Annotated in this window: 3 protein-coding genes; all 3 read right to left on the minus strand. The window is 69.3% G+C overall.

Going from position 1 to position 3,125, the window contains the following annotated elements; all coding sequences use genetic code 11:
- Positions 1–850, minus strand: an 850-nt coding sequence (locus J0670_RS34115; RefSeq protein WP_207816222.1) for a carbohydrate ABC transporter permease, incomplete at its 3' end; no start/stop codon positions are given.
- Positions 837–1,913 (minus strand): carbohydrate ABC transporter permease, encoded by a 1,077-nt coding sequence (locus J0670_RS34120; RefSeq protein WP_243437919.1) that lies wholly within the window; start codon positions 1,911–1,913, stop codon positions 837–839. The genes J0670_RS34115 and J0670_RS34120, both read right to left, overlap by 14 nt.
- On the minus strand, positions 1,903–3,125 hold a 1,223-nt coding region (locus tag J0670_RS34125; RefSeq protein WP_207816223.1), incomplete at its 5' end, for an extracellular solute-binding protein. The genes J0670_RS34120 and J0670_RS34125, both read right to left, overlap by 11 nt.

A 3,125-nucleotide genomic window follows, 5' to 3' on the forward strand; every position in this document is an offset into this window, starting at 1 on the left:
GGAAGAGGAAGAACAGCACCGCCACCGGGAGGGTGGCGACCAGCGCCGCCGCCAGCTTGAGCGGGTACTGCGTTCCGGAGCCGAGGCCGCCGGAGACGAAGTGCGCCAGGCCGGTGGTCAGGGTGTCGTGCTCGCTGGACTGGGTGGAGACCAGGAAGTGGGTGAACTCGTTCCAGGAGCCCTGGAAGGAGAGCACGGTGAGCGTGATCAGCGACGGCCGGGACATCGGCAGGACGACCGACCAGAAGATCCGGAACGTCCCGGCGCCGTCGATCCGCGCCGCCTCCTCGATCTCGCGCGGCACCGACTCGAAGAACTGCTTCATGATGAAGATCCCGGCGGCGTCGACCAGCAGCGGCAGGACCATGCCGCTGTAGGTGTCGAACATGCCGAAGGTCTTCAGCACCAGGAACTTCGGGATCAGCAGCACCACGCCCGGGACCGCCATCACGGCCAGCACGAAGCCGAACAGCAGCCGGCGCCCGGGGAAGCTGATCCGGGCCAGCGCGTAGCCCGCCATCGAGTCGAACAGCACCCGGCCCGCGGTGACCAGGACGGTCACCAGCACGCTGTTGCCCAGCCAGCGCAGGAACGGGATGTTCTCCACGCCCTCCGCGAGGCCGAACAGCCGCCGGTAGGAGGCCAGCGTGCCGCCGTCGGGCAGCAGCGTCATCGGGTGCGCGGCCGCGTCCGGGTCGGTCTTGAAGCTGTTCGCCAGCTGTAGCAGGAACGGCAGCAGGTAGAGCAGCGCGAAGGCGGCCAGGGCGGTGTACCCGAGGACGCGCAGCGGCCGGGGGAAGCGGCCGAGCACGGGCTTGTCCGTGACGGGCCTGCGGTCAGCGCGTCGCACGGCGGGCTCCCTTCAGGCTGCGCCGGGGCTTGCCGTCCCGCTCCCGCAGGACCCACCGCTGGAGGGCGGTGAGCAGCAGGATCAGGCCGAGCAGGACGAACGCGATGGCGGCGCCCTGCCCGTAGTCGGCGTTGTCGAAGCCGGACGAGTAGGACAGGTAGGCGGGCGTGAGGGTGGTGTTGCCGGGTGCGCCCTTGCCCATCACGTACACCTGGTCGAAGACCTGCCAGGTGGAGATCAGGCCGAGGGTCAGCACCAGGAACAGGACGGGCCGCAGCGCGGGCAGGGTGACGTTGCGCAGCAACTGGCGGCGGTTGACGCCGTCGAGCGCGGCGGCCTCCTCCAGCTCGCGCGGGATGTCCTGGAGGGCGGCGAGGAAGATCAGCATGAAGGTGCCGGAGGTGGTCCACACCGCCATCAGGATCAGGGTGCACATCGCGATCGAGGGCCCGGCGAACCACTCCGACCAGGACAGCCCGAGCGGGCCGCCGGAGGTCGGAGCGGGCTGGTCCACACCGAACCAGCCGAGGACCAGCCAGATCACCCCGCGCGGATCGGCGAACCAGTTGGGGCCCTTGACCCCGAGCCAGTCCAGCATCCGGTTGACGGCTCCGCTGCCCTGGAACAGGAACAGGAAGACCGTCGAGATCGCGATCGAGCTGGTGACGGACGGGAAGTAGAACACGGTGCGCAGGGCGCCCCGTCCGCGCAGCATCCGCTGGTTGACCGTGATGGCGAGGAAGAGCGCCAGCACCGTCTGGAGCGGAACGGTCAGCAGTACGTAGTACAGCGTGTTGCGCATCGAGGTCGCGAACAGCGTGCGGTCCAGGCCGTCCACGGTGAAGAGGCGGCGGTAGTTGTCCAGGCCGACGAAGTCCGCGCTGCCGCTGAACGGGTTGGACTGGCCGTCCCAGTGCAGCAGGCTGACCCACAGGGCCATCGCGATCGGCAGGACCATGAAGAGGCCGAGGACCAGGACCATGGGGCCGGCGAACAGCCAGCCCCACGCTCCCTCGCGCAGGCTCTGCCTGGGCTTCGTGCCAATGGTGCTCTTACTTGGCATTCTTGATGGCCTGCTCGCCGTTGCGCTGGAGGGCGCCCAGGATGGCCGCCGGGTCGCCCGTCTTCAGCGACTGGAGGTCGGTGTTGAACTGGGTGGTCACCTTGTTGAACCCGGCGATGGTGACCGGCGGCTGGGAGTTGGCGACGCCGTCGACCCAGGCCTTGGACTCGGGGTACTGCTGGGCGTAGGTGGCCAGCGCGCTGGTGCGCGAGGGCATCACGCCGAAGGCCTTGGAGAACTCCAGCTGCTGCTCGGCGCTGGTGAGGTGCTTGACCAGGTCGACGCCGGCCGCCTGGTGCTGGCTCTTGGCGGCGATGCCCCAGCAGTTGCTGAAGGCGAGGGTGCCGGGGCCGGCCGGGCCGGCGGGCAGCGGGAGCACCTTGTACTGGACGTTCGGGTAGTCCTTGGCCATCGCGCCCTTGAGCCAGTTGCCCTCGATGGTCATCGCGGCCTTGCCCTTGCCGAGCGCCTCGCCGCCCCAGCCGGCGTCCACCTCGGAGACGTACTTGGCCGAGCCGGCCTTCATCATGGTCTGCACGAAGTCCAGCGCCTGCTTGTTGGCCGGGCTGTCGGCGGTCATCGCGGTCTGCTCGGGGTTGGTGATCCAGCCGCCCGCCTCCTTCATCAGGGCACCGAGCCGCTGGTAGTCGGGGGCGGTCACCAGGCCGGTCACGCTGTCCTTGGTGAGCTTGGCGGCGTCGTCGGCGAGCTGCTGCCAGGTGGTCGGGTAGTCGGCCTCGGTCAGGCCGGCCTGCTGCCACATGGCGGTGTTGACGGCCAGGCCCAGGGTGGAGCTGTCCTTGGGCAGGCAGGTGAGCTTGCCGTCGTAGGTGAAGGCCTTGCGCAGCTGCTCGGAGAAGTCCGAGGCGTCGGATATCTGGTCCCCGTAGGCGTACAGCGAGCCGCCCTTGGCGTAGTTCGCGAACTGGTCGGAGTTGACGTAGAAGAGGTCCGGCGGGTTGCCGCCGGCGAAGGCCTGGCCGAGCTGCTGGTTGATGTCGCTGGCGATCTGCACGGTGACGGTGTTGCCGGTCTTCTTGGCCCAGTCCGCGGTGGCGGCCTTGACCGCGGCGGTCTCGGCCTCGCCGGAGGTGGCGATCAGCACGTTCAGGCTCTGGTTTCCGCCGGAGGCCTGCTTGGCCGATGAGTCGCCGAAGCCGCCCGAGGAGGAGCAGCCGGTGACGGCCGCGAGGGTGACGGCCGCGCAGGCTG

The organism is Streptomyces sp. FH025 (genome assembly GCF_017427025.1).
Lineage (GTDB): Bacteria > Actinomycetota > Actinomycetes > Streptomycetales > Streptomycetaceae > Kitasatospora.